20 protein-coding genes are annotated in these 25,074 nt (G+C 66.2%); 8 read left to right on the plus strand and 12 right to left on the minus strand.

Annotated elements, in window-relative coordinates; genetic code table 11:
• Positions 1–19 precede the first annotated feature (19 nt).
• Positions 20–3,142 (plus strand): efflux RND transporter permease subunit, encoded by a 3,123-nt coding sequence (locus ACQR0Z_RS24500; protein ID WP_434920341.1) that lies wholly within the window; start codon positions 20–22, stop codon positions 3,140–3,142.
• Here ACQR0Z_RS24500 and ACQR0Z_RS24505 read toward each other — a convergent pair.
• The 7 genes from ACQR0Z_RS24505 to ACQR0Z_RS24535 all read right to left on the minus strand — a co-directional run bounded on the left by ACQR0Z_RS24505 (position 3,139) and on the right by ACQR0Z_RS24535 (position 10,693).
• Positions 3,139–3,840: a branched-chain amino acid ABC transporter ATP-binding protein gene (locus tag ACQR0Z_RS24505; protein ID WP_434920342.1), complete on the minus strand. Its 702-nt coding sequence runs from the start codon at positions 3,838–3,840 to the stop codon at positions 3,139–3,141. The two genes, ACQR0Z_RS24500 and ACQR0Z_RS24505, sit on opposite strands and share 4 nt — an antisense overlap.
• Positions 3,837–5,597, minus strand: a complete 1,761-nt coding sequence (locus ACQR0Z_RS24510) for a branched-chain amino acid ABC transporter ATP-binding protein/permease (protein WP_434920343.1) — start codon at positions 5,595–5,597, stop codon at positions 3,837–3,839. The genes ACQR0Z_RS24505 and ACQR0Z_RS24510 overlap by 4 nt, the downstream gene beginning before the upstream one ends.
• Before the next feature lie 46 nt (positions 5,598–5,643).
• A complete protein-coding gene (locus tag ACQR0Z_RS24515; protein WP_434920344.1) occupies positions 5,644–6,480 on the minus strand; it encodes a branched-chain amino acid ABC transporter permease in 837 nt (278 codons plus the stop codon).
• Between the two features lie 77 nt (positions 6,481–6,557).
• A complete protein-coding gene (locus tag ACQR0Z_RS24520; protein ID WP_434920345.1) occupies positions 6,558–7,718 on the minus strand; it encodes a substrate-binding protein in 1,161 nt (386 codons plus the stop codon).
• Positions 7,719–7,763: 45 nt separating this feature from the next.
• Positions 7,764–8,639: a nitrilase family protein gene (locus ACQR0Z_RS24525; RefSeq protein WP_434920346.1), complete on the minus strand. Its 876-nt coding sequence runs from the start codon at positions 8,637–8,639 to the stop codon at positions 7,764–7,766.
• Positions 8,640–8,879: 240 nt separating this feature from the next.
• Positions 8,880–9,503 carry an ANTAR domain-containing response regulator gene (locus tag ACQR0Z_RS24530; protein ID WP_011925683.1) on the minus strand — a complete coding sequence of 208 codons (624 nt, stop codon included), beginning with the start codon at positions 9,501–9,503 and terminating at the stop codon, positions 8,880–8,882.
• A 14-nt stretch (positions 9,504–9,517) separates the two neighbouring features.
• Positions 9,518–10,693 carry a transporter substrate-binding domain-containing protein gene (locus ACQR0Z_RS24535; RefSeq protein WP_434858418.1) on the minus strand — a complete coding sequence of 392 codons (1,176 nt, stop codon included), beginning with the start codon at positions 10,691–10,693 and terminating at the stop codon, positions 9,518–9,520.
• A 1,024-nt stretch (positions 10,694–11,717) separates the two neighbouring features.
• Here ACQR0Z_RS24535 and ACQR0Z_RS24540 point away from each other — a divergent pair.
• Entirely contained in the window at positions 11,718–12,797 is a 1,080-nt protein-coding gene (locus ACQR0Z_RS24540) for an AI-2E family transporter (protein ID WP_434858419.1), read from the plus strand.
• 464 nt (positions 12,798–13,261) lie between these two features.
• Here the strand turns inward: ACQR0Z_RS24540 and ACQR0Z_RS24545 are convergent, their stop codons facing one another.
• Together ACQR0Z_RS24545 and ilvD are read right to left on the minus strand one after the other, a co-directional pair.
• Entirely contained in the window at positions 13,262–14,227 is a 966-nt protein-coding gene (locus tag ACQR0Z_RS24545; protein ID WP_434858420.1) for an amidohydrolase family protein, read from the minus strand.
• Between the two features lie 354 nt (positions 14,228–14,581).
• Positions 14,582–16,423 carry a dihydroxy-acid dehydratase gene (ilvD, locus tag ACQR0Z_RS24550; protein WP_434875391.1) on the minus strand — a complete coding sequence of 614 codons (1,842 nt, stop codon included), beginning with the start codon at positions 16,421–16,423 and terminating at the stop codon, positions 14,582–14,584.
• 335 nt (positions 16,424–16,758) lie between these two features.
• On the opposite strand from ilvD, the gene ACQR0Z_RS24555 reads away from it, so the two are divergent.
• Entirely contained in the window at positions 16,759–17,115 is a 357-nt protein-coding gene (locus ACQR0Z_RS24555) for a copper resistance CopC family protein (RefSeq protein ID WP_434920347.1), read from the plus strand.
• 16 nt (positions 17,116–17,131) lie between these two features.
• Positions 17,132–18,790 (plus strand): copper resistance D family protein, encoded by a 1,659-nt coding sequence (locus ACQR0Z_RS24560; protein ID WP_434920348.1) that lies wholly within the window; start codon positions 17,132–17,134, stop codon positions 18,788–18,790.
• A gap of 7 nt (positions 18,791–18,797) precedes the next feature.
• Here the strand turns inward: ACQR0Z_RS24560 and ACQR0Z_RS24565 are convergent, their stop codons facing one another.
• Positions 18,798–19,439, minus strand: coding sequence for a cupin domain-containing protein (locus tag ACQR0Z_RS24565; RefSeq protein ID WP_434920349.1), 642 nt, complete (start codon positions 19,437–19,439; stop codon positions 18,798–18,800).
• A 181-nt stretch (positions 19,440–19,620) separates the two neighbouring features.
• On the opposite strand from ACQR0Z_RS24565, the gene ACQR0Z_RS24570 reads away from it, so the two are divergent.
• Genes ACQR0Z_RS24570 through ACQR0Z_RS24585 form a run of 4 tightly spaced genes read left to right on the plus strand, consistent with a single transcriptional unit; the run spans position 19,621 to position 23,077 of the window.
• Positions 19,621–20,379: an ABC transporter substrate-binding protein gene (locus ACQR0Z_RS24570; RefSeq protein ID WP_434920350.1), complete on the plus strand. Its 759-nt coding sequence runs from the start codon at positions 19,621–19,623 to the stop codon at positions 20,377–20,379.
• A 7-nt stretch (positions 20,380–20,386) separates the two neighbouring features.
• Entirely contained in the window at positions 20,387–21,040 is a 654-nt protein-coding gene (locus tag ACQR0Z_RS24575) for an amino acid ABC transporter permease (protein WP_434858426.1), read from the plus strand.
• Entirely contained in the window at positions 21,037–21,768 is a 732-nt protein-coding gene (locus ACQR0Z_RS24580; RefSeq protein ID WP_434920351.1) for an amino acid ABC transporter ATP-binding protein, read from the plus strand. Before ACQR0Z_RS24575 ends, ACQR0Z_RS24580 begins: the two co-directional genes overlap by 4 nt.
• Positions 21,769–21,784: 16 nt before the next feature.
• A complete protein-coding gene (locus tag ACQR0Z_RS24585) occupies positions 21,785–23,077 on the plus strand; it encodes an NAD(P)/FAD-dependent oxidoreductase (RefSeq protein ID WP_434920352.1) in 1,293 nt (430 codons plus the stop codon).
• Positions 23,078–23,098: 21 nt separating this feature from the next.
• Here ACQR0Z_RS24585 and ACQR0Z_RS24590 read toward each other — a convergent pair whose 3' ends face one another.
• Positions 23,099–23,602, minus strand: coding sequence for a DUF3455 domain-containing protein (locus tag ACQR0Z_RS24590; protein WP_434858429.1), 504 nt, complete (start codon positions 23,600–23,602; stop codon positions 23,099–23,101).
• A gap of 98 nt (positions 23,603–23,700) precedes the next feature.
• The gene (locus ACQR0Z_RS24595) at positions 23,701–24,915 is read right to left on the minus strand and encodes an NADP-dependent isocitrate dehydrogenase (RefSeq protein ID WP_006614518.1); all 1,215 of its coding nucleotides are present in this window, start codon (positions 24,913–24,915) and stop codon (positions 23,701–23,703) included.
• Positions 24,916–25,074: the final 159 nt, after the last annotated feature.

The following is a 25,074-nucleotide window of genomic DNA, read 5'->3' on the forward strand; positions in this document are numbered from 1 at the left end:
GCTGAAAGCTCCGACCTGAATGGACCGCCTCGTTTCCATCGCCGTCCAGCGGCGCTTCCTGATGGTCGGAATGTTCGTCGCCATCCTGATCGGTGGCCTGATCGCCTTCCGGCAGTTGAATATCGAGGCCTATCCCGATCCCACCCCGCCGATGGTCGACATCGTGACCCAGAGCCCCGGGCTCTCGGCCGAGGAGATCGAGCGCTACATCACGATTCCGATCGAAACCCAGGTCGCCGGCATCAAGAACCTGCGGACGATCCGAACGATCTCGCTGTACGGCCTGTCCGACGTCAAGCTGCAGTTCTCGTTCGACTACACCTATGACGAGGCGCTGCAGCAGGTGCTGAACCGGCTGTCGCAGTTGTCGCCCTTGCCCGGCAACGTCACCCCGCAGATCTCGCCGCTCAGCGCGGTCGGCGAGATCTATCGCTACCGGCTGCGCGGTCCGCCCGGCTACAGCGTGCTCGACCTCAAGACCCTGCAGGACTGGGTGCTGCAGCGGCGCTTCCGCGCCGTGCCCGGCGTGATCGATGTCACCGGCTGGGGCGGCAAGACCAAGACCTATGAGATCCAGGTCGACTTCAACAAGCTGGTCGCCAACGGCCTGACCCTGCCGCAGCTGCTGCAGGCGGTTGGCAACTCCAACATCAATGTCGGCGGCAACACGGTCGAGATCGGCACGCAGTCGGCGGTGGTGCGTGGCGTCGGCCTGATCCGCTCGATGGACGACCTCGCCAACACGATGGTGTCGCAGAGCGGCGGCAATCCGGTGCTGGTGAAGGACGTCGCCAACGTCACCGTGGCGGAGAAGCCGCGACTCGGAATTGCCGGCCTCAATAACAATGACGACATCGTCCAGGGCATCGTGCTGATGCGGCGCGGCGAGCAGAGCTCGCCGACCATCGCGCGCGTCGAGCAATTGGTCGACCAGATCAACAATTCGACCATCCTGCCGCCGGGCGTGCGGATCGAGCGCATCTATGACCGCAAGGACCTGATCGACACCACGACCCACACCGTGCTGCATAACATGGTGGTCGGCATCGGCCTCATCGTGCTGCTGCAATGGGTATTCCTCGGCAATCTCAGAAGCGCGCTGATCGTCGGCGCCACGATTCCGTTCGCGCTGTTCTTCGCCGTCATCATCCTGGTGCTGCGCGGCGAGTCCGCCAACCTGCTGTCGGTCGGCGCGATCGATTTCGGCCTGATCGTCGACGCCACCGTGATCATGGTCGAGGCGATCTTCCGGCGCCTCACGCAGACCACGCCCTTGTCGGAAGCGGAGTCGAGCCACATCTCGCCCGAGACGATGATGGGCATGAAGAGCCACGCGATCCTGTCGGCGGCCGCCGACGTGTCGCGCTCGATCTTCTTTGCCGCGGCGATCATCATCGCCGCCTTCCTGCCGCTGTTCACCTTGAGCGGAGTCGAGGGCAACATCTTCGGGCCGATGGCGCGCACCTATGCTTATGCGCTCGCCGGCGGTCTGCTCGCCACGTTCACGGTGACCCCGGCGCTGAGCGCCATCATCCTGCCGGCGCATGTCGAGGAGACCGAGACGCGGCTGATGCGGATGCTGCACGCGATCTATGCGCCGGTGCTACGCTGGGCGGTGGGCAACCGCAATCTGGTGATGACCGGCGCGATCGGCCTCGTGCTGCTGACGGTGGTGGTCGGACGGCTGCTCGGCCTGGAATTCCTGCCCAAGCTGGAAGAGGGTAACCTCTGGATCCGCGCCACCCTGCCGCCGACGATCTCGCTGCAGGAAGGCAACGCGTACGTCAACGAGATGCGCAAGATGATCCGCGCGCGGCCAGAGGTCGAGGCGGTGGTCTCGCAGCACGGCCGCCCCGACGACGGCACCGATGCCGCCGGATTCTTCAACGCTGAGTTCTTCGCCCCGCTGAAGCCGGTGAAGGACTGGCCCGGCACCAAGGACAAGGACCAGCTCACGGCCGAGCTCTTGAAGCAGCTCGACGACCGCTTTCCCGGCGTCGAGTTCAACTTCTCGCAATATCTGCAGGACAACGTCTCAGAGGCCGTGTCCGGCGTGAAGGGCGAGAACTCGATCAAGCTGTACGGCAACGATCTGCAGGCGCTGACCGACACCGCCAACAAGATCAAGCAGGTGCTGTCGACGGTGCAGGGCGTCACCGATCTTGCGGTGTTCACCTCGCTCGGCCAGCCGACGGTGCAGATCGACATCGACCGCGCCAAGGCCGCGCGCTACGGTCTTGCGCCCGGCGACATCAACGCCACCATCAAGGTCGCGATCGGCGGCGATACCGCGGGCGATCTCTACGAGCCGGGCTCCGACCGGCATTTCCCGATCATCGTCCGCCTCGCGCCGGAATATCGCAAGAGCGCGGAGGCTATCGAGAATTTGCGGATCGGCGCGCAGGGGCCTAACGGCATCACGCAGATTCCGCTGAGCGAGGTCGCGACCATCAAGCTGGTGTCGGGCGCGGCCTATATCTATCGCGAGCAGCAGGAGCGCTATCTCCCGATCAAGTTCTCTGTGCGCGAGCGCGACCTCGGCAGCGCCATCCAGGAGGCGCAGCAGAAGGTGGCCGAGCAGGTGCAGCTGCCGGCCGGCTCGCGCGTGGAGTGGGTCGGCGAGTTCGGCAATCTGCAGGACGCCATCAAGCGGCTGTCGATCGTGGTGCCGATCAGCCTGGCGCTGATCGGTGTTCTCCTGTGGTTCAATTTCGGCTCGATGGCCGACACTCTGCTCGCCATGAGCGTGATCCCGATGGCGATCTTCGGCGGCGTCGTGGGCCTGGTGCTGACCGGAATTCCGTTCAGCGTGTCCGCGGCGATCGGCTTCATCGCGCTGTTCGGCATCGCCGTGATGGACGGCATCATCATCCTGTCGCAGTTCAACCAGCTGATCGATGAGGGCGTCGAGCGCATCGAGGCGGTCATCCGCACCGGCGAATTGCAGCTGCGGCCGGTGCTGATGACCTGCGTCGTCGCCGGCATCGGCCTGATGCCGGCCGCGGTCTCGACCGGCATCGGCTCCCAGGTGCAGAAGCCGCTCGCGATCGTGGTGGTGACCGGCATGATGCTGGCGCCTGCCGTCATCCTGATCACATTGCCGGTGCTGATCTCGCTGTTCTCCCGCCGGAGGGCCCGCTAGATCCGCATGTGCTCGTCGATCCGCGCGGCGGCATGGGCATCAACAGTGGCGGCATCGACGATCTCGCCGCGCTTGAAGACGAGGTAGCGGTCGCTGATCGACAGGGCAAAAGGCAGATGCTGCTCGACCACGATCATGGAGGTGCCGATCTCGCGACGGACGCGCACCAGCACCTCCGAGAGGCGATCGACGACGGAGGGCTGCAGGCCTTCCGTGACCTCGTCGAGCAGCAGCACGTCGGGCCTGGCCATCAGCGCGCGGGCCACGATCAGCATCTTCTGCTCGCCGCCCGACAATGTTCCGGCGCGCTGGCCGAGCCGTCTGGTCAGCACCGGAAACCAGCCGCCGACCTGCTCGAACAGCGCGTCGATGTCCTTGTCCGACAGCAGGCCGAGCCGGAGATTGTCGCGCACCGAGAGGTCCTGGAACAGCGCATGCTCCTGCGGGACATAGACCAGCCCCATCTTGCGCTTGAGATGCGGCGCCACCCGCGTCACGTCCTTGCCCGCGAGCCTCACGCTGCCGCGCCACGCCGGCAGGAAGCCGAGAATGGCCTTGAGCAGCGAGGTCTTGCCCATGCCGTTCTTGCCGACGATCGCGAGCGTCTCGGCCTTCGCCAGCGCAAAGCCGACATTGCTGATCACCTCCGAGGAGCCATAGCCGCTTGCGAGTTCTTTGACTTCGAGCGTCGTGCTCACGCCGGCACCTCCGCATGCGCCACGTGCTGACCGGTGTAGATCTCGCGAACCAGCTCGCTGTTGACCACCTCGTCGACCGAGCCGTCGAGCGCGAGGCGGCCCTGGTGCAGGACGATGATGCGCGAGGAGATCTCGCGGACGAAATCGAGATCGTGCTCGACGAGGAGAATGCAGAGCCGGTCGCGGCGGGCAAGGGAGGTGAGGATATCGGCGAACCCCTGGCGCTCGGCGCGGGTGAGGCCGGCAGTGGGTTCGTCGAGCAGCAGCACGTCGGGCTCGAGCGACAGCACCATCGCGAGCTCGAGCGCCTGCTTCAGCCCGTGGCTGAGATTGCGGGCCTCTTCGTCGAGCCGTTCAGCGAGCCCGGAGCGTTCGACCACCGACATCGCCGCGGGCGGCAGCGCCAGGGTAGCCGAGCGCGACGTGAGAGCAGGCGGATCGGCATGCGTCCGCGCCACGCGCAGGCATTCGGCGACGGTCAAGGTCTCGAACACCGACGCCGTCTGGAACTTGCGGCCCAGGCCGAAACGTACGACGCGATCCGGCGGCAGCCGCGCGATGTCGTGGCCGGCGATCGCGACGTCGCCGGTCGAGCGCTCGCGGCCATCGGAGAGGCAGCGGATCAAGGTGGTCTTTCCGGCGCCGTTGGGACCGACCAGGCTCAGCAACTCGCCGCGGTAGGCCGTGAACTGCACGCCGTCCAGCACGGCAAGACTGCCGTAGTGCTTGCCGAGCGCGCGCACTTCGATGGCGACGGCATCAGGATTGCTGACGGCGGTGGCGGCCGCAGCGGGCTGCAGAAGCGTCGTGGCACCTGCCGAACGTCCGCGGTTGATGAGGCGCATGACAGCGCCGAGCAGACCATCAGGGAAGACGAGGATCACCACGATCAGCGCGAGGCCAACGATCAACTCCCAGACGTAAGGCAGGCTGTTGGCGAGATAGGCGCTGGCGACCTCGATGCAGAGGGCGCCGATCACAGGGCCGATCACGGTGCCGCGGCCGCCGAGCGCGACCATGATCACCAAGTTGGTGCCGAAGGTGAAGCTGGCGTTCTCCGGCGCGGCGACCGCGCCGAAGCCGGCATAGAAGAAACCGGCGAGCGCAGAGACCATCGCCGACAGCACCAGCACGACGATGCGCAGCCGCGATGTATCGATCCCGAGATAGGTGCAGCGCGAGTCATTGTCGCGCAGCGCCGACAGCAGCCGGCCGGTGTCGCTGCGCATCACCACCAGCGCGAGCACAGCGGTTGCGAGCAGTCCGAGGCCCGCGAGGCGCAGCCAGGTCTCGATCTCCAGGTCGAAACTCTCGAAGCCGACGAGGCCGCTCGACGAGCCCGTGAACGTGCCGCCGGAGTAGAGGATCTGCACCAGCACGATCGGCACGACCAGCGAGATCACCGAGGCGTAGAGCGGTGTCGAGCCGGGATAGAACGACAGCCAGCCGGTGAAGGCGGCGACCGCGGCCGCAACGGCGACCGCGGCGCCGATCGCCGCGAAGATCTGCCACGTGCCGAAGCCATATTCGGTGAACATGATCGCGAGCGCATAGGCGCCGATGCCGAAGAAGGCGGACTGGCCGAAGGTCAGCGTGCCGCAATAACCCCACATGATGTCGACGGTGATCGCCGCGATCGCGACGAAGCAGGCGCGCACCAGGATGTTCACGAGGTAGGTGTCGAGCAGCAGCGGCGCGACCAGGATCACCCCGGCGGCGAGCGCCACCAGCAATGCGGGGACGATCAGGCGCGGCATCGCGCGGCTCGTTGGGGAGGTCGCGGGAGAGGCGAGGGGGCGCGCGTCAGGCACGGGCAAAATCCTCCGGCCGGATCCGCAGCACAATGGCGGCGCAGATCGCAATGGTGAGGCCGCCGAGGATCGGATTGACGAAGGTCGAGACGAGAACCTGCAGGGTGCCGAGCACGGCGCAGGAGCCGGCCAGCGCCAGCAGCGAGCCGCCGGACACCATGACCAGCATGAACGCGCCGATCAGCCAGGGCACTCCCATGTTCGGATCGACGCTCGACAGCGGCGTGATCAGCGCGCCTGAGAGCGCAGCGAGGCCGCTGCCGAGCGCGAAGGTGATCAGCCGGACGCGCGAGGAGTCCACGCCGAGTCCCTGCGCCAGCATCTCGTTCATGATCACGGCCTTGGTCGACAGGCCGAGCCGCGTGCCGTTGAGCAAGGCAGTAAAGAGCAAACCGACGACGATAGCCGCGACGATCATGACTAGCCGGTAGGCGGAATAATCGGCGCCGAACAGATGCACCGTGCCCGAGATCGGCGCCTGCACGAACTGGACCTCGCGGCCGAACGTCAGGGTGATGAGCTGTCCCAGCACGATGCCGAGGCCCCAGGTGGCGAGGATCGCATCGAGCGGGCGTTTGTAGAGCCGGCGGACGATCACGATCTCCGTGACGCCGCCGCAGACCGCGCCGGCGACGAAGGCCAGCGGCAGAACCAGGAACCAAGGCAGGCCAAGTTGCGCGCCGACCAGGGCGGAATAGGCGCCGACGGTGAGGAAGGCGGCGTGGGCGAAGTTGATGATCTTCATCACGCCGAACACGATCAGGAGACCGGCGGCGATGATGAAGAGCATGGCGGCCGTCGTGACGGCATCGAGAGCGACGGTCAGCATGGTCACTTCCACTTGAGAGAAGCGGGGCGGGCCTTAAGTCCGCCCCGCGGGATCATACGCGATCAGGATCGAATTGCTCAGGACTTGCCCGGGCACTGCGCGCCGGGATCGACGTTGGGGAAGCTCTGGATCACCTTGACGCTGCCGTCAGGCTGGACCTGGCCGAGATACATCGTCAGCGGGGCGTGGCGCTGCTTGTCCATCTTGATGGTGCCGCGCGGGCCGTCGACCGAGACCTCGGCGAGCGCCTTCAGCACCTTGTCCTGGTCGGTGCTGCCGGCCTTCTCGACCGCCGCCTTGTAGGCGTAGACGGCCTCGTATTGCGGGACCGACAGATCGTTCGGGGTCTTCAGCTCGCCGCCGAACTTCTTGGCCATCGAGGCCAGGAAGGTCTTGTTGGCCGGCGTGTCGATGCCGGTCACGTAGGAGGCGGACAAATAGATGCCGGCAGCGTCAGCGCCCATGCCCTTGGCGGTGCCCTCGTCGACGGCGAGGTTGCCGTAGGGCAGGTTCACGCCGGCGGCGCGCAGCTGCTTGGTCAAGGTGACGTTCGGCGCGCCGCCCGCCGTCGAGGTGATCAGCGCATCGGCGCCGGAGGCCTTGAGCTTGGAGATGATCGAGGTCCAGTCGGAGCCGTCCATCGGCAGATATTCCTCGCCGACGACCTTTCCGCCCGTCTTCTCGATATACATCTTCGTGAACGCCAGCATGCCGCGGCCGAAGGCGTAGTCGGAGCCGATCAGGAAGTAGTTCTTCGCCTTCTTCTCCTTGTTGAAGTAGTCGACGATCGGCGGCACCTGCTGGTCCGGCACCCAGGCGTTGACGTAGAGATAGGGGCTGCAGGACTTGCCCTCGTAGAACGAGGTGTAGATGTAGGGCGTCTTGCCGCGGGCGACGATCGGCAGGCCGGCGTTGCGGGCGGCGCTGGTTTCCATCGAGATCAGCACGTTGACCTTCTTCTGGAAGATCAAGGCGTCGAACGCCTTCTGCGCGCCGGCCGCGCCGGAGGCGTCGTCGGCGACCTCCAGCTCCAGCTTGCGGCCGAGCACGCCGCCCTTGGCGTTGATCTCCTCGACCGCAAGCTCGGCGGATTGCACCACCGACGGCGCGACCACGGAGTTGGCGCCGGACAGGCCGACGGGCACGCCGATCTTGATTGGATCGGCGGCCAGGGCAGGAGAGAGCGCTGTTGCCGCAAGGGCGAGCGCAAGCGAGGTAGTCAGAAAACGCGATGTCATCGATTGTCCTCCGTGAATGGTCGAATGGAAACGGTCGGGAAGTTCTCAGTACCAGCCGCGCTTGACCTCGCTGCCGAGCATCTCGTCGTAGACGTCGGAGCGGCGGTCGCGCAGCACCTGGTTGAAGGCGTTCCAGTTGCGGGCGCGGCGGGCCTCGCCGAGCGCGACGTCGGCGATCACGATCTCCTCCTTGTCGCGGCTCGCGGGGCCTGCGACCGGCCAGCCGGTGTAGCTGACGATCAGGCTCTGGCCCTCGAACGGCTGGCCGCGCTCGACGCCGACGCGGTCGGCGCAGGCGATGAAGATCGAGTTGGAATGTGCGGCCGCCATTGCCAGGATGTTGGCCATGGCCTCGCGGCCCTCGGCCTGGCCGGGGATCGGCACCCAGTTGGTCGGCACGCAGACGATGTCGGCGCCCTGCAGCGCGTTGAGGCGATAGCTCTCCGGGAACCAGCCGTCGTAGCAGATCGCCATGCCGATGCGGCCGATCTCGGTGTGGTAGACGGGGAAGCCGAGATTGCCGGGCTCGAAATACAGGTTCTCCTCGTTCCACAGGTGCACCTTGCGGAACGTGCCGATGTAGCCCTTCGGGCCGATCAGCACCGCGCTGTTGTAGAGCTTGGTCCCGTCGCGCTCGCAGATGCCGGCGACGAGGTGCAGGCCATGCCTGGCCGCGATCTCGCTCCATGCGGTCACGGCGGGGCCGCCGGGAATGGTCTCGGAGGCGGCGAAGGCCTCCTCGCGGGATTTGAACACATAGCCGGAGGAGGCGAGTTCGGGGAGCACCACGAGCTTGGCGCCTTGCGCCACCGCCTGTTGGATCAGGTCGAGGCTGTGGGCGAGGTTGGTGGCCAACTCGCCGACCATCGGCTGCATCTGGATGCAGGCGATCCGCAGTTTGCTGTCGTCATCGGTCGTCAAGGCACGAGTCTCCGTTGCGTTCGCGAGGATCGCGCGCGCCAAACAAAAAGCCCCCGACTGCGCCTTGCGGCGCAATACGAGGGCTGCATAGCCTGATGTGAAATGGCCGACCGGCCATTGGCGGACATCCGATGTCCGCGCTGGCCGCAAGTAACTCAAATGCGCGAAGCGAAGTCAACGCCGTCGCTTGCAAAAATTTGAGGCCGCCGCTGCCCAACCCGTGGGCGCGACAATTGGCCCTCAGCGCGACACCGGCGCATCCAGCACCCCCAATCCGCCCAATGTCTCCTGCGCATTGATGATCGAGATCGCGATGTCGGCCATCGCGACGCGCTTCTGAGTCGCCTGCGCGCGGATCAGCTCATAGGCCTCGACCTCGCCGACCTGCTTCAGGCCCATCAGGATCTTGACCGCCTTGTCGACGTCGCGCCGCGCCTTCAACGTCTCCTCGAGCTTCTGCACCTTGCCTTCGAGCCGGCGCGTGTAGCCCCGCAGGGAGCGCGCCAACACAAGAGAGGACAGAATGCCGAACGAGCGGATCGGCTTGTTGACGACGCCGTGCGCATTGCTGTCGAGCAGGCGCTTGAGGATCGTCGGATTCTCGTAGTCGACGATGGCGATGAAGGTGAGCGGATGCTCGGTGGTGCCCTCGGGGAAGATCATCTCCTCCGAGGTCTCGATCAGCTGGAACACGGTGTCGATGTCGTGCGGGATCGCGGCCGGCGGCGGCCACACGCCGCGCACGTTGCAGCCGATGCGCTTGAGCTGGTCGATCAGCGCGTCGCCCTCGGCGTCGCGCGGATGGATCACCAGCACGCGGGCGCCGCGCAGCTCCTCGATGAGGCGGCGCACGCCGGGCTTCATGCGGTCATCCGGCCTCATGCTGACAGCGCCTCTTCGCTCAGCCAGCGGCCGCCGATCGGCGACACCGACAGATACGGATCAGGCTTGATCGGGCTCTTGCTCTCCCACACGATGTCGAACTGGCCGTCGGCGCGGACGCGGCCGATGCGCGGCGTGGTCCAGACGTGGTTGTTGTCGGGATCGATCCGGATCGGCCCCTCCGGCGCCTCGAGGCTGAGGCCGAGCGCGGCCTCGACCAGCTTCTGCGTATCGAGGCTGCCGGCCTGTTCGAGCGCCCGCGCGAACAGCTTGATCTGCGCATAGGCCGAGGCGCTCCACATGCTGACCGGCGTGTCGGCCCCGAAGGTGGCCGCGAACGCCGTCTTGAAGCGGTCGTTGCTGTCGCGCGCCAAGGTGCCAAAATAGCTCGCGGCTGTCAGATGGCCCGCGCAATATTCGGCGCCGATGGCGCGCACCTCGCCTTCGGCCATGGTGAGGCTCGCGATCGGCAGCCGCTTCGGATCGAAGCCGGCCTGCGCATACATGCGATAGAAGCGCTGCGCGGTGCGGCCGACGATGGTCGAGAATACGACGTCGGGCGCGGCGTCCCGGATCGCATCGAGGCCGCGCGTCAGCTCGGCATCGGTGGCTTCCATCGTCACATACTGCTCGCCGACCACGCGGCCGGCATAGGACTCGACGAGGTCGCGCATGATGCGGTTGGATTCGCGCGGATAGATGTAGTCGGAGCCGATCAGATAGACGCGCGGGCCATGCTTGCGCACGATGTATTCGGCGAGCTGGAACGCGTTCTGGTTCGGCGCCGGCCCGGTGTAGATGACATTCGGGGAGTATTCGAAGCCTTCGTAGAGCGAGGGATACCACAGCAGGCCGTTGCGGCGCTCGATCGCCGGCAGCACCGCCTTGCGTTCCGCCGATGTCGAGCAGCCGAAGATGACGGAGGCGCCGTCCTCGGTCAACAGGCGGTCGGCGAGCTTGCGGAAGGTCTCCGGCTGCGAGCCCGGATCATAGGCGATGACCTCGATCTCGCGGCCGAGCACGCCGCCTTCGGTGTTGATCTCCTGGATCGCGAGCGCGGTGCCGAAGAAGTGCTCGGACTCCGTGACCTGCATCAGGCCGCTGCGCGAGAACAGCACGCCGACGCGCCAGACATCCTTGTCGGATGATTTTGCGGCCGGTCTCGTCGTCATCATTATGCCTCCAGGTCGACGGGCCGGCGCGGCCGGCTCGGAAAGCGCGGACTATTGCCACTCGGCGCGCGGTTGGCAACGGGGGCCGCAGGCGAGGTTCCGTCTCGGGACAAGCTCCAGCATCGCCGCGACGCAGGGAGCGTCCGGATCATGCATCAGGCAGGCCCCCGAAATGATGAGGGCGCAGGGAATGCCGGGCGCTGGCCGCACCCATGGCCCGCCTGCAGACAAAAAAGCAGGCGGCAGTCACCACAGGTCAGCCGAGACATCCCGGCATTCCCTGCGCGGTGGGCTTCACGTTTATACGCGCTCTCCTCGGGGACCGGCTGGTTGACCCCGTCGGCCGCGGAGCTCGTCAGACCTCCGCATACCTTGGCCTCAGCACCGGGAGGCCAGGACCACGCGACTTCACGTACGCCAGTGCATCGCTCGTCCGCACATCACGCGCGCCGATGCCCCGACGTCCACCGCATTGCCGGCCCAACGTGTCGTGACGACGCGTACGCCCCTCATCCGGACCGGAACGCGGATGTTATACACATGATTTGCTGATTTTCGGAAGTGATTTATTTTTCGCGGAGGCTCTTGAAACGGGCTTTGTGGTTGATTGCGTGGCTGAAATCCGCGTTTTGGCGCAGCAGGGGTCACCACGATCTCCGCCGTCATTCCGGGGCAGCCGCGCAGCGGCTGAGCCCGGAATCCATACTCCCGAACTGCCATGCGGGGCGAAGTGGCTGTCACGCACAGTTCGCTCCCCCTCGGGCGATCGTGGTTATGGATTCCGGGCTCGCGCTGCGCGCGCCCCGGAATGACGACGGGGAGGTGGCGTGTGTCCCCATGCTCAGGGTGATATGAGCAGCAAACGATCTTAGATGTCGCCGGCCGCGTCGCTTGATCCGCGACGAGATTGGAGCCCGATTGGCGCGTTCGTGCGTTGACGTTAAGAATGCGGCGATGTCCGGCTCACGAGCCTCCCTGAAACCTGGGCGCGTGAACGGAAGTCGCGGCCAGACGAAAGATTGACATGCGCAGTTTCGAAGACCGAGTTCTCCTGTTTCTGCTGGCTGTGATCACGCTCGCGCTCGGCTGGATCCTGCTGCCGTTCTACGGCGCGCTGCTGTGGGGCGTGGTGGGCGCCATCGTGTTCGCGCCGCTGCATCGCCGGCTGTCACAGTCGATGCACGGTCGTGACGGGCTCGCGGCAGCCATCGTCGTGCTGCTGGTCGTTCTGATCATCATCATTCCATTCTCGCTGATCGCGGCGGCGCTGGCGCAGCAGGCGGCCGGCGTCTACGGGCAGGTGCAGGGCGGCCAATTGGACGTCACGCAGTATTTCCAGAAGATGCTGGACGCGCTGCCCAGCTGGATCGTCGATCTGCTGAACCGGTTCGGGCTCGGCAGCCTGGCGGGACTGAAGGACCGGCTGTCGGCGCTGCTGTTGCGAGGCAGCCAGGTGATCGCGGGTCAGGCACTCAACATCGGGCAGGGCACGTTCGAGTTCTTCGTCAGCCTGTTCCTGATGCTCTATCTGCTGTTCTTCCTGCTGCGCGACGAGGAGACGCTGTCGCGACGGATCGCGGAGGCCATCCCGCTGCGCGACGAGCAGCGCGACGCGCTGCTTTCGAAATTCATCATCGTTATCCGCGCGACGGTGAAGGGCAATCTGGTGGTCGCTCTGGCGCAGGGCGCGCTCGGCGGCCTGATCTTCTGGTTCCTCGGCATCACCGCGCCGCTCTTGTGGGCGGTGGTGATGGCGTTCATGTCGCTGCTGCCGGCGGTGGGCGCGGGCATCGTGTGGTTTCCCGTCGCGCTGTATCTCTTGGCGACCGGCTCGATCTGGCACGGCGTGATCCTGATCGCCTATGGCGCGCTGGTGATCGGCCTCGTCGACAATCTGCTGCGCCCGATCCTGGTCGGGCAGGATACCAAGATGCCGGACTACGTGGTGCTGCTGTCGACGCTCGGCGGCATCGAGGTGTTCGGGTTGAACGGTTTCATCATCGGGCCGGTGATTGCGGCGATGTTCATCGCGGTGTGGGAGATGTTCACGGTGGTGCGGAGCGAGAATCGGGCGGTGGCTGATGTGACACGTCCGGCGGATTAGCGCAGCGTCATACGCTTTTGCGAGCCAAGCTCGTTGTCACGCAAACGGTCGTCATTCCGGGGCGGCCGCGTGAGCGGCTGAGCCCGGAATCCATAACCACGAATGGTCATCGTTGTGCGAGCTTTGGCCACATTCATCGCGCTTCGATCGAGACAGTTGCTCGCGCTACGCGCGCCCCGGAATGACGAAAGGTGTGTAGCCCGGGCGAGCGAAGCAACCCCGGGTTCTCAAAGCACAGCGCGTGAGACCCCGCATGTCGCTGCGCTCATGCGGGCAACGGCAAAGAATACGCGGCAAGAACGCGGTGTCATGCCCGCGCAGGCGGGCATCGAGTACGCCGCGACGTCTCGGGTTGATCAAGATCGTCCCGGCGTACTGGATCGTCCGCCTTCGCGGACGATGACGGCGGAGTTTGTAGTCCACCGCTTGCGCTCGCAATGACGGGCGCAAGGTCAGTGCACGGCTCAAAATCCGTAGAGCCTTGCCGGATTGTCGACCAATATCTTCTTCCTGATCGCCGCATCCGGTGCCCACACCGGGAGCTGGTTCATCAGGCGGCCGTCGTCGATCGGATAGAACGGCCTGACGTCGGTCACCTTCAGCTCCGGATGCGGCGACGAATCCGGGTGCGGCCAGTCGGTGCCCCAGACGATGCGGTCGGGGTTGGCGGCGATGAGGGCTTTCGCGAACGGGATCACGTCGGTGTAGTCGGGGCCCTTGGTCGAGGCGCGATAGGCGCCGGAGATCTTCACATAGGCCTTTCCGCTGCGGACGAGCTCAACGAGGTCGGAGAAGCCGGGCTGCTCGAGGCCGAGTTCGGCCTGCGCGCCGCCGAAATGATCGAACACGGCTGGCACCGGTGATTGCAGCACGAGGTCCTTGATGGCCGCGATCATCGGCGTGTTGGTGTAGAGCTGGACGTGCCAGCCGCGCGCGGTCATGCGCTCGACGGCGGCCTGGAAGCGGGCGCGGCCGATAGTGGGATCGTTGATGCCGCCGGTCGCGAGGTTGAGGCGGATGCCGCGGAAGCCCTCGGCGTTCATCTGATCGAGCTGCGCCTCGGTGGTCTTTTCGTCGATCACGGCGACGCCGCGGGCGTCGTTGCCCCTGGCCTTCATGCCGTAGAGCGTCGACGAATTGTCGGTGCCGTAGACGCTCGGCGTCACGATCACCACGCGCTGGATGTGCAGCGCCTTGTGAAGGGCGGCCATCTCTTCAGGCAGGGCCGGCTCCGGCGTGTAGACGCGGCTGGCCGCGAACGGGAATTTGTCAGGATCGCCGTGGATATGGGTGTGGCAGTCGCAGGCCCCGGGCGGTACGTCGAAGTCGACCGGCGTCGAGGGCTGCGCGGGCTTGGCGCGCGTGGCTGTCGTGGTCATCGTCACTCCGGCGGCGAGCGAGGCGAGCAGCAGGCTGCGGCGGTTCAACATGGCGGTCCTTCCCCGGAGATCAGGGCGCGTGCGTAATGGTCGACGCGCCTTTGGACAGGAAGGGTGAACCTGCTCGCGCGAGGGGGCAAGAGCGAAATAAGCGAGAGTTGCGAAGTCACCCGAAGTGTCGTCCGTGGCCCCTGGATCGCGTCGCTGCGCTCGCGATGACGGAGTGTGTGGAGGGCGCGGTGCTCGCCACACCCGTCATTGCGAGCGGAGCGAAGCAATCCAGGACTGGTTGACCAGAAGACGGTCCGAGTTGTGGCCCCGTCAGCAGCGTCTCGTCGAGATCAATCCGTTACGAGGCGAGGGCGGCAGCGCCGAGCCGATTGGGCCGGCGCTGCCGCCGCTCTTTTAGTCCTTTACGATGCGCACCGCGCCCTTGGCGGCGCTGCTCGCGAAGGCGGCGTAGGCCTTCAGTGCGGTCGACACCTTGCGGGCGCGGGTCTTCGGCTTCCAGGCCTTGTCGCCCCGGGCTTCCATCGCGGCGCGGCGCTGCGCGAGCTCTTCATCCGACACCGCGAGATGAATCGTGCGGTTCGGAATGTCGATCTCGATGCGGTCGCCCTCCTGCACCAGGCCGATCATGCCGCCTTCTGCGGCCTCCGGCGAGACGTGGCCGATCGAGAGGCCCGAGGTGCCGCCGGAGAAGCGACCGTCGGTGATCAGCGCGCAGGCCTTGCCGAGGCCCTTCGATTTCAGGTAGCTGGTCGGATACAGCATCTCCTGCATGCCGGGGCCGCCGCGCGGGCCCTCATAGATGATGACGACGATGTCGCCTTCCTTGATCTTGTTGGTCAGGATCGCCTCGACCGCCGCGTCCTGGCTTTCCATGACGCGCGCGGGGCCGGAGAATTTCAGGATCGAAGCATCGACGCCCGCGGTCTTCACGATGCAGCCGTCGCGCGCGATGTTGCCGGTCAGCACGGCGAGGCCGCCATCCTTGGAATAGGCATGGTCGAGATCGCGGATGCAGCCCTTTTCGCGATCGAGATCGAGCTCCTGATAGCGGCGGTCCTGGCTGAAGGCGACCTGGGTCGGCACGCCGCCGGGGGCGGCCATGTAGAAGTTCTTCACGCTCTCGCTGGAGGTCTGGCGGATGTCCCAGCGCTCCAGCGCTGATGCCAGCGAGGCCGAATGCACGCTCGGCAATTCCGTGTGCAAGAGGCCGGCGCGAGCGAGCTCGCCGAGGATGCCCATCACGCCGCCGGCGCGATGCACGTCCTCCATGTGCACGTCGGCCACGGCGGGCGCGACCTTGCACAGGCAGGGCACCTTGCGCGACAGGCGGTCGATGTCGGTCATCGTGAACGGGATCTCGCCCTCATGCGCGGCGGCGAGCAGATGCAGCACGGTGTTGGTCGAGCCGCCCATCGCGATGTCCATGCTCATCGCATTCTCGAACGCCTTGAAGTTGGCGATCGAGCGCGGCAGCACGCTCGCGTCATCCTGCTCGTAGTAGCGGCGCGCGAGGTCGACGATCAGATGGCCGGCCTCGACGAACAGGCCGCGGCGGTCGGCATGCGTCGCCAGCACCGAGCCGTTGCCGGGCAGGGACAGGCCGAGCGCCTCGGTCAGGCAGTTCATCGAATTCGCGGTGAACATGCCGGAGCAGGAGCCGCAGGTCGGGCAGGCCGAGCGCTCCATCACCTCGACGTCGGCGTCCGACACCTTGTCGTCGGCGGCGACGATCATCGCATCGATCAAATCGACCTTGCGCAGCTTGCCCTGGATGTTGACCTTGCCGGCCTCCATCGGGCCGCCCGAGACGAACACGGCGGGGATGTTGAGCCGCATCGCGGCCATCAGCATGCCCGGGGTGATCTTGTCGCAGTTGGAGATGCACACCATGGCGTCGGCGCAATGCGCGTTGACCATGTATTCGGTGCTGTCGGCGATCAGCTCGCGCGACGGCAGGCTGTAGAGCATGCCGTCATGGCCCATCGCGATGCCGTCGTCGACCGCGATGGTGTTGAACTCCTTGGCGACGCCGCCGGCCTTCTCGATCTCGCGCGCGACCAGCTGGCCGAGATCCTTGAGGTGGACGTGGCCGGGCACGAACTGGGTGAAGGAGTTCACCACGGCGATGATCGGCTTGCCGAAATCCTCGTTGGTCATGCCGGTGGCGCGCCACAGGCCGCGGGCGCCGGCCATGTTGCGGCCATGGGTGGAGGTGCGGGAGCGATAGGCGGGCATGACGGGTTCCTTCGGCGTTCCTCGGATCAGGGCAATCTTGGTCCGGCGGGCAGGGCGACTGGCCGCGACGGCCGGACGGGCGGCAATGATGGGGCGAGGCATACAGCGAAGTCCTTGACGATTCGACCCTAAATTTCGCCGCAGCGGGAATGCGGGACGGGCAGGGCAGGCGTCGGCCGGTGCGCGCCAAACTGGCTGTCCACAGCTCCGCTCACGGCATTGTGGTGAGGTATGGAACGGGCGGCTGCCATAGATTAGAACGGAATCGTTCTTTTCTCCGGGCGCAGCTCTTGCTTGCGGGACGCTGTGCATCCTCAGATGTCGGCAATCATCCCATGCTCGCCCTGCGACTTCGCCTCGTGCTGCCCCTGACCGTCCTCGCCTTGCCCGCCACAGCCTCCGCCCACGCCATCATCGTCTCGTCGCAGCCCGCCTCGGGCGCGACCATCGACAAGGAGGCGCTCGCGATCCGGCTGCGCTTCAACAGCCGCATCGATCACGCGAGGTCGCGGTTGAAGCTGAAGGCGCCCGATGGTGCCGAGCAGGCCTTGACCCCTGCGGCGGACGCGCCAGCCGACGAGATCGATGCGCAGGCGAGGGCGCTCAGCCCCGGCGCCTGGCACCTGCAATGGCAGGTGCTCAGCGTCGACGGCCACATCACCCGCGGCGACATTCCGTTCACCGTGCGCTAGCCGGCGTGCTCGTCTCATGGCGCTGTTCCTCGATATCTTCGGCTATCTCACGGTGGTGCTGCGCGGGCTGACCCTGCTGGCGCAGTCGTTCACCATCGGCGGCATTGCGTTCCAGCTCCTGCTGCTGCGGCCGCTGCAGGACAAGCTGTCTGCCGATGCGCTGGTGGTGGGCAAGCGGGCGCAGCGGTTCTTGCGCCGCAGCGCCTATGGCTGGTTCGCCGTGGTCGCCCTCTCGCTGGCCGTCAACATGGCGGCGCTGATCGGCACGCTCGATCTGTCGCTGGGCGAGGCCATCGGCGCGGACTTCGCGCGCTCGGGCGTCGTGGTCGCCGCCTGCGCGCTCGGCATCGCCGCGCTGGCGCGGACCGGCACCTGGGTGACGTGGCGCGCCGCTGCGCTGCTCGCGCTGATGGGGCTCGCGCTGGCGGTGCAGCTCAACCTGACGCATGCCGCGAGCCGGCTCGACGTGCGCTGGCCGCTGCTCGCCGCCGACTTCATGCACATGCTCGGCGCCGGCGTGTGGATCGGCGGCCTGCCGTATTTCCTGCTGGCGCTGAACGGCTGCGAGGCCGAGGACGACCAGCGCCGCATCGGCCGGCGCTACTCGCTGATGTCGATGGCCTCGGTGGCGGCGATCGTGCTCGGCGGCACCATCATGGCAATCGCCTATCTCGGCTCGTTCGAGGCGATCTACGGCACCGCCTATGGCGTGATGACCTCGGCCAAGGTCGCGATGCTCGTGATGCTGCTCGCGCTCGGCGCCGGCAACTTCTTCGCCGTCGAGCGGCTGCGGCGCGGCGATCCGTCAGCGCCCTTGCTGCGGATGAAGCGCTTCGTCGAGGTCGAGCTCGGCATCGGCCTGACGGTGCTGCTCACCGCGGGCTCGCTGACCTCGCTGCCGCCCGGCATCGATCTCAGCCAGGACCGCTTGAGCTGGTCGGAGATCGTCGAGCGCGCCGCGCCGCAATGGCCGCGTCTGACCAGCCCCTCGCTCGACCAGCTCACGATCTCGCAGCTCCAGGCGAAGATCGACGCCGCCGACGCGCAGCGCGTGACTGCGCCGCAAGCCTATGTGCCGGGCGAGGGCGTGATCCTGCCGCGCAGCGCTGCGGATATCGCCTGGTCGGAATACAACCACCATTGGGCCGGCATCTTCGTGTTGCTGATCGGCGTGCTTGCGCTGATCGAGCGGTTTTCCTGGGGGCGCTGGGCGCGGCACTGGCCGCTGCTGTTTCTGCTGATGGCGGCGTTCCTGTTCCTGCGCGCCGACGAGATGGCCTGGCCGCTCGGCCCGATCGGCTTCTGGGCGTCGTGGCGCGATCCGGAAGTGGCGCAGCACCGGCTGTTCGTGGTGCTGATCATCCTGTTCGGCCTGTTCGAATGGCGCGTCCGGTTGCGCGGACAGCAGGCGGGCCGCGCCGCGCTGGTGTTTCCGCTGACGGTCGCGGCCGGCGGCGCGCTGCTGATGACGCATTCGCACGCCATCGCCAACATCAAGGACCAGTTGCTGATCGAGATGAGCCACACGCCGCTGGCGCTCTGCGGCATCACCGCCGGCTGGGCGCGCTGGCTGGAGCTGCGGATGGACGGCAAGATCAGCCGCGCCGCCGCCTGGGTCTGGCCGGTGGCGTTCGTGCTGGTCGGGCTGATCCTGCTCGATTATCGCGAGGCGTGAGGCGCGCTCACGTCACGCAATTCACCCAGAGCACGACGGCGTTGGCGTCGTCGGCTGGATTTGAGAAGCGGTGCGGGCGGCGGCTGGCGAAGCGGAAGCTGTCGCCGGTCTTGAGCGACCACGTCTCGGCATCGACCGTGAGGATCATCTCGCCTTCGAGCACCAGGCCCGCTTCCTCGCCGTCATGGGTGTAGAGCTCGTCGCCGGTCGAGCCGCGGGGCTCCAGATGCACCAGGAACAGATTGAGCTTGTTGTCGGCGCCGGCCGCGCTGAGCAGCTGCTTGGACACGCCGGTGCGCCACAGCTTCAGCTCCGGCCGCTGCGCGCCGCGCGTGACCACGGCGTCGGACGCCGCATCGCCGCCCGGGCTGGTGCCGAACAGCGCAGCGATGCCGACGCCGAGCACGTCGGCGAGCGTCGCCAGTACGCGCAGCGACGGTGACGACAGGCCGCGCTCGATCTGACTGAGGAAACCGATTGAGAGCTCCGTCTGCGCCGCGACGGTCTCGAGCGACAATTTCCGCTCGCGCCTGAGATCGCGGATGCGCCCGCCGACCGCGACGTCCATTGCCGGCTCGACCGCCGTCGCGGCCGTCTGCGACGGCGCCTTGCGCTTTCGCGAAGGTGCGGCTGCGCTGGGTTTGCGCAATCTCTTGCCTCCACTCACGTCAGACCGCTTCCTTCATGTGCATGAAAACCGCTTGCAACATACGCCGAAGTATGCCCAAATTTTCATATTGGTGAAAATAGGCCGAAACCGCGCGGCCCGCAACGGTTGCCATTGCAACTGATGAGACGCGCTGCGGCCGGCCGGTCCGAAGGGGGATGCGATGCTGTTGAAGCGTTTTGTTCAGGCCGCCTGCGCGGCCCTGGTGCTGGCTGCGGTCGCGCCGGCGTCGGCGCAGCAAGTGCTGAAGGTCGGTTCGACCCCGACCGGCATTCCCTTTACCTTCCTCGACACCAAGACCAACCAGATCCAGGGCGTGATGGTCGATCTCATGACCGAGATCGGCAAGGACGCCGGCTTCAACGTGCAGATCGAGCCGATGCAGTTTTCGGCGCTGATCCCGTCTCTCACCTCCAGCAAGATCGACATCATCGCCGCCGCGATGTTCATCACCCCGCCGCGCAAGGAGGTGGTCGATTTCTCCGATCCGATCTACACCTATGGCGAGGGCCTGATCGTGCCCAAGGCCGACACCAAGGCCTACGCCTCGCAGGAGGATCTCAAGGGCGAGGTGGTCGGCGCGCAGGTCGGCACGGCGTTCGTCGACGCGCTGAAGAAGTCCGGGCTGTTCTCCGAGGTCAAGGCCTACGACACCATTCCCGACATCCTGCGCGACGTGAACACCGGCCGCCTCAAGGCCGGCTTCGCCGACTATCCGATCCTGGCCTATAATCTCAAGCAGGGCGCTTTTCCCGACGCGCGGCTCGTCGCCAGCTACAAGCCGGTGACGGTCGGCTCGGTCGGCATCGCCGTGCGAAAGGGCGAGGCGGAGCTGCTCGGCAAGGTCAACGCCTCGCTGGCCAAGCTGAAGGCGAACGGGACGGTCGACAAGATTCTCGACAAATGGGGCCTGAAGGGCTGACCGGATCATGAATCGATTCTGGCACGATGCCGTCGAGTTCTTTCCGATCCTGCTCAACGGCGTGGTGCTGACGATCATCGTCACCCTGGGATCGCTGCTGCTCTCGACCGTGCTCGGGCTGGTCTGGGCGATGATGCGGGTGTCGGGCATCCGCGTGTTGTCCGGCCTGAGCGCGGCGCTGATCAATCTGATCCGCGGCATCCCGATCATCGTGCTGCTGTTCTATCTCTACTTCGTGATGCCAGACCTCGGCGTCACCCTGTCGGCGTTGCAGGCTGCCATTCTCGGCCTCGGCATCGCCTATTCGGCCTACCAGGCGGAGAACTTCCGCGCCGGCATCGAGGCGATCGACAAGGGGCAGATCGAGGCGGCGCAGTCGATCGGCATGGGCTGGTGGATGACGATGCGCCGCGTGGTGCTGCCGCAGGCGGTGCGCATCGTGCTGCCGCCCTATGGCAACGTCATGATCATGATGCTGAAGGATTCCTCGCAGGCCTCGACCATCACGGTCGCCGAGCTGGCGCTGCAGGGCAAGCTGATCGCGTCCTCGACCTTCAAGAACTCCAGTGTTTTCACGCTTGTGGCGCTGATGTATCTCACCATGAGCATCCCGCTGATCCTGCTGGTCCGGCACTTCGAGAAGCGGGCGTCACGCCGATGATCGAGCTCGCCGACGTTCACAAGAGTTTCGGCAAGGTCGAGGTGCTCAAGGGCATCACGGCCTCGGTCGAGAAGGGCGAGGTGGTCTGCATCATCGGCCCGTCCGGCTCCGGCAAGTCGACCATCCTCCGCTGCATCAACGGGCTCGAAAGCTACGATCGCGGCACGATCAGCGTCGAGGGGCTGCGGGTCGATCGCGACGCGCGATCGATCGTGGCGATCCGCACCCAGGTCTCGATGGTGTTCCAGCGCTTCAACCTGTTCCCGCACCGGACCGCGCTGGACAATGTCATCGAGGGCCCGCTCTACGTGAAAAATGAGCCGCGCACAGCGGCGATGGAGCGCGGCCGCGCGCTGCTCGCTCAGGTCGGGCTCGCCGACAAGGCCGACATGCATCCGCCTCAGCTCTCCGGCGGCCAGCAGCAGCGCGTCGCCATCGCACGCGCGCTCGCGATGCAGCCGAAGGCGATCCTGTTCGATGAGCCGACCTCGGCGCTCGATCCCGAGCTGGTCGGCGACGTGCTCGGCGTGATGCGCAAGCTCGCCGATGACGGCATGACCATGGTGGTCGTCACCCATGAGATCGGCTTTGCCCGCGAGGTCGCCGACCGCGTGCTGTTCATCGACGGCGGCGTCATCGTCGAGCAGGGCCCGGCGAAGGCGATGCTCAATCAACCGCAGCACCCGCGCACGCAGGATTTCCTGCGCCGCGTGCTGCATCCGCTGTGATCCAAGCGAGACTGCCATGACAAATCCCGATCGCCTTCCGCTGCCGCCGTCGGTCTACGCCGTGACGGCTGTTGAGCCCGCGGCGACCCCGCCGCTCGACGTCGACAAGAACGTTTCGGTCGCGATTATCGGCGGCGGCTTCACAGGTCTCTCGACCGCGCTGCATCTGGCGGAGCAGGGCACCGACTGCGTGGTGCTCGAGGCGCAGGAGCCCGGCTGGGGCGCCTCCGGCAACAATGGCGGCCACACCAATCCCGGCCTCAAGCATGACCCGGATCAGATCGAGGCCGATTTCGGCGCCGACCTCGGCCGCCGCATGATCGACTTCGCCTACGGCACCACCAACTTCACCCACGACCTGATCCGCCGCTATCAGATCCCCTGCGAGGCCCGGCAGCAGGGCACGCTGCGCGCTGCGTATCATCCGGCGAGCGCCACGGCGATCGAGCGCACCGCCGAGCAGTGCATCCGTCGCGGAATGCCGGTCGAGCTGTATGACCGCGAGAAGCTGCGCGAGGTCACCGGCAGCGACCGCTATGTCTGCGCCATGTTCGATGCCCGCGGCGGCGATCTGCATCCGCTGAACTACGCGCGCGGGCTGGCGCGGGCGGCGATCTCGGCCGGCGCCGCGGTCCATGGCGACACGCCGGCGCTATCGTTGCGCCGCGACGGCACGCGCTGGCGGATCGAGACGCCACGGGCGGTGGTGCACGCCGACAAGGTGCTGATCGCGACCAACGGCTTCACCGGGGATCTCTGGCCGGAGCTGCGCCAGACCGTGATTCCGGTGTTCTCCTCTATCGCAGCCACCGCGCCGCTGTCGGAGGATGTGGTCCGCGCGATCATGCCGACGCGCTCGGTGCTGTATGAGAGCGGCCACATCACGGTCTACTACCGCATCGATCAGAACAATCGGCTGCTGATGGGTGGCCGCGGGCCGATGCGCTGGATCAATTCGCCCGGCGACGTCGGCTATCTCATGCGCTATGCCGAGCGGCTGTGGCCGCAGCTCACCGGCGTGGCCTGGACGCATGGCTGGAACAGCCGGCTGGCCATCACCAAGGACCACTATCCGCATGTCCATGAGCCTGCCGAGGGCGTCCTGATCTCGCTCGGCTGCAACGGCCGGGGCGTGGCGCTGTCCACGGCGATGGGCGCCCAACTCGCGCGCCGGCTGATCGGCGGCGCCAAGGCGGAGATCGACATGCCCGTGACCGGCATCAAGCCGATCCCGCTGCACGGCCTGTGGCCCGTCGCGGTGACCGGTGCTGTCATCGCGGGACGGGTGCGGGACCGGCTGGGGCTGTGAGCCGGCCGCGCGTCGGCGGGCCTACTCCTTCTTCAGGAACACATAGTCAGCGGCGTAGGCCACACTGCGGAATTGTCCCGCGGTGTCGCAGGCGCCCTCGAGCTTGCCGCCGGCGGTGTTGATCCGCTGCACCGTGGTGACGTCGGCCAGGAGGCCGGAGCCTTTGTGCGCGGTGGCCGCGAGCTTGAGCCAGGGGATGTCGTTGTCGGTGGCGCCGATCGCGGTCCCGACGACGCGGCCGGTCACGCCCGAGCCGTCCTGATGCTCCCAGTTCGGCCCGGCGTAGTGCCGGCCGACGGTCTTGCCGCCATCAAACAACGTGGCGATCGGCTCGCGGAACGCCCAGGCGAGCTTGCCGTCCTTGTCGGTCTTGCACTCGTAGACCTGCGCGCCCTCGGCATGCAGCGTCAGCACCGGCTTCTCGCCGGCGGCCACGAGAGCATCGGGAATAGTGGTCTCGGCGGCCTGGACGGGGATGGAGACGGCGCCCAACAGGAGCAGCGACAAATTCGGGATCACGCGCATGGTCAAGTCCTCGAGGGTGGCGGCGGAAACGAAACGGGCCACGCTGGTGGCGCGGCCCGTTGATAGGTGACGAATTTGAAGGGCGAAAGTGGCGAAACTTACGCCGCCATCGCCTTGGTCAGGTTCTCGGCGATCTTGTCGAGGAAGCCGGTGGTCGACAGCCAGCGCTGATCGGCGCCGACCAGGAGCGCGAGGTCCTTGGTCATGTAGCCGGCCTCGACGGTGTCGACGCAGACCTTCTCCAGGGTCGAGGCGAACTTGGCCAGCTCGGCATTGTTGTCGAGCTTGGCGCGGTGCGACAGGCCGCGGGTCCAGGCGAAGATCGAGGCGATGGAGTTGGTCGAGGTCTCCTTGCCCTTCTGGTGCTCGCGGAAGTGGCGGGTCACCGTGCCGTGGGCGGCCTCGGCTTCCACCGTGTTGCCGTCCGGCGTCAGCAGCACCGAGGTCATCAGGCCGAGCGAGCCGTAGCCCTGGGCCACGGTGTCGGACTGCACGTCGCCGTCATAGTTCTTACAGGCCCAGACATAGCCGCCCGACCACTTCAGCGCCGCGGCGACCATGTCGTCGATCAGGCGGTGCTCATAGGTGATCTTCTTGGCCTCGAACTTGTCCTTGAACTCCTTGTCGAACACTTCCTGGAACAGGTCCTTGAAGCGGCCGTCATAGACCTTCAGGATGGTGTTCTTGGTGGAGAGGTAGACCGAATAGTTCTTGGCCAGGCCCATGTTGAACGAGGCGCGGGCGAAGTCGACGATCGAGTCGTCGAGATTGTACATCTCCATCGCGATGCCCGGACCCGGCGCCTTGAACACCTCGCGCTCGATCACGGTGCCGTCCTCGCCGACGAACTTCATCGACAGGGTGCCCTTGCCGGGGAATTTGAAGTCGGTGGCGCGGTACTGGTCGCCGTAGGCGTGGCGGCCGATGATGATCGGCTTGGTCCAGCCGGGGACGAGGCGCGGCACGTTCTTGCAGATGATCGGCTCGCGGAACACGACGCCGCCGAGGATGTTGCGGATGGTGCCGTTCGGCGACTTCCACATCTCCTTCAGGCCGAATTCCTTCACGCGGGCTTCGTCGGGGGTGATGGTGGCGCACTTGACGCCGACGCCGACCTTCTTGATCGCGTTGGCGGCATCGATCGTGATCTGATCGTTGGTCTTGTCGCGGCTCTCCATCCCCAGGTCGTAATACTGCAGATCGATGTCAAGGAACGGGTTGATCAGCTTGTCCTTGATGTACTGCCAGATGATCCGGGTCATCTCGTCGCCGTCGAGTTCGACGACCGGATTGGTCACCTTGATTTTTGCCATGATCGATGGGGCCTTCTTGGGAACAGCGCGCCAGGAATGGAAAGCGCTTGTGAAATCAAGCGCGTCATAGCACTGCTGCACCGCGCACGGAAGCGCACCCGGTAGGCTCCCGGTGCTGATTTTCGCAGCCCGCTCATGCGGCGGGCAAGGGAGCGGGAC

It is taken from the genome of Bradyrhizobium sp. HKCCYLS3077, from assembly GCF_051167555.1.
In the GTDB taxonomy this organism is placed as follows: domain Bacteria; phylum Pseudomonadota; class Alphaproteobacteria; order Rhizobiales; family Xanthobacteraceae; genus Bradyrhizobium.